Raw genomic sequence first — 2,179 nt, forward strand, 5'->3', positions numbered from 1 at the left:
TTTTTGTGCGACGGGCAGTCCCGTAGAGTGTTGACCCAGTCAACACTCTTCTTTTCATTATTCGACAGAGACGTCATCTCGATGAAACGACTGGATGAAAATAACGAAATGGAATCCCAGATGGTGAAAATCCATCCCCGAGGAGACTGACCTAGCTCGGGAAGCTTAATCTAGGGCAACACCGTGAGGTGTTGTCTGAAGGAGATGTGGAAAATCGAGAGACCCACAAGCGAATAGATAGACCCTAATGCAATAAGTGTGAAGCACGGCGGCGGGATAAGTTGGCGACTTTTCGAAAAGTGAGGAAGCCCACTTAAAAAGGCATTTTCTTTAGAAGTCAGACCAAGAAAGTGTGACTTATAACGTGATGGTGCAGGGTATGTCTATAAGGGAAATTGGATAACCCCGTGAGGTCTCCACCTTACCGAACAGGCAGGGTTCTAGTCTATAAGGGTACTCCGAAGTGACAAAGAATGGGTGGAGAAGTCAGACGTTCTCATAGTACGGAAGTAATTCGATGACCATAACATCGAGTGAACGGAAGGGGAACGACCTATGGCTCCAAGCCATGAACGAGATGTAATGACAACAATCATGTTACTGCGGTAAAACCGTTTGAATGTACATCAAGGAAAGGAGTGGTATACGCAATGAATCAAGAGTGGAAATTTAAATTACACAGTATATATGGACAAATCCTATTTGACCGAAAATTAATCCAAAGCTTCGAACAGGTGAAAGCAAACAAAGGAGCAGGGGGAATTGACGGAGAAACGATTGAAAGTTTTGATTCCAAGTTAGAGGAAAATATCATGTCACTCCTAAACAAACTTAGAACAAAGACTTATCAAGCTCAACCAGTCAGAAGAGTTTACATTCCTAAGAAGAACGGGAAGAAACGTCCACTAGGAATTCCTACAATTGAAGACCGTATTGTACAACAAAGTGTGGTAAATGTGCTTCAGCCCAAATTCGAAGATAACTTATTTCATAACTGGTCAGTAGGTTATAGACCGAATCGTGGAGTAGAAAGAGCATTACAAATAATCCTTTGGAATATCGAACAAGGATACAACTACATTTATGATTGCGATATAAAAGGATTCTTTGACAATATTCCACACAAGAAGTTAATTGGAATATTAAAGAAGTATATTTCAGACCGTACGGTCTTAGGTCTTATTGAACAATGGCTTAAAGCTGGATTTATGGAAGAGGGAAAGCTTATACACTTGGACTATGGGACACCGCAAGGTGGAGTAATTTCCCCCCTACTTGCGAATGTATATTTAAATGAAATGGATTGGGAATGGGACTTACATGGCATAAGATTTGTTCGATACGCTGATGATTTCCTGTTGTTTGCCAAATCGAAAGAGACTATCGAGAAGGCTGCCTCCCTAACTAAAGAAAAGTTAGCTGAATTGGGTTTAGAAATCTCAAAAGAGAAAACAAAAGTAGTTAACTTCCGCAAAGATGACTTTGACTTCTTAGGGTTCACCTTTCATCACTGGAGACCAAGGGAAAAGGATAATAAACCTATTTTTCACGTTACTCCAAAGAAAGAATCCATAAAAGATTTTCGTATGAAGATTAAAGAAAAGACTCGGAAAACATTAACCTTAAATAAAGAGGAATGGATAAATCGAGTAAATCCAATCATACGAGGGAAGGTCAATTATTATGTGACCATCATCAAGGCAATAAAAGCCAATGAGGAACTTGGACAGAAGAGCCGTTGTACAACAAGATGGATGAGAAACATATTTCTATCGATAGATGGTTACATAAGGAAAAGACTACGTGTAGCTTTTATTCATAAACATCCGAATCAGAAGAAAGAACAAAAGATGAGGTACAAATGGAATAATGGGTTCTTTGTAGCAATTAAGTTAATACCAAGTTTTTGGCTTTATCTTAACAAGGCGTACGGATATAGTCTCGAAGAGTATCTAGTGGAAATGAAGAGTAAAGGAAAACGAAAACAACAAAACGCAATTAAACGAGCTAAAGAAAAAGGCGAGGAATATTTTACTCCTCACCGACTCCAAAAGATGCAAAATGCCTGGAACGCATCCTCTTGATTAAAACATTGTAACATAATGGTAAGCCGTATGCCTTAATAGGGCACGTACGGTTTGATAAGGGGGAAGCCTTGAGAAAGGTTTCCCTACTTTAT

The 2,179-nt window shown here is 39.4% G+C and carries 1 protein-coding gene; it reads left to right on the forward strand.

Going from position 1 to position 2,179, the window contains the following annotated elements; all coding sequences use genetic code 11:
* The first annotated feature begins 650 nt into the window (after nucleotides 1-650).
* On the forward strand, nucleotides 651-2,084 hold the full coding sequence (ltrA, locus tag H0184_RS27005; protein WP_221830982.1) for a group II intron reverse transcriptase/maturase: 1,434 nt from the start codon (nucleotides 651-653) through the stop codon (nucleotides 2,082-2,084).
* Nucleotides 2,085-2,179: the final 95 nt, after the last annotated feature.

This window comes from Neobacillus niacini, assembly GCF_019749295.1.
GTDB classification, from domain to species: Bacteria; Bacillota; Bacilli; order Bacillales; family Cytobacillaceae; genus Neobacillus; species Neobacillus niacini_D.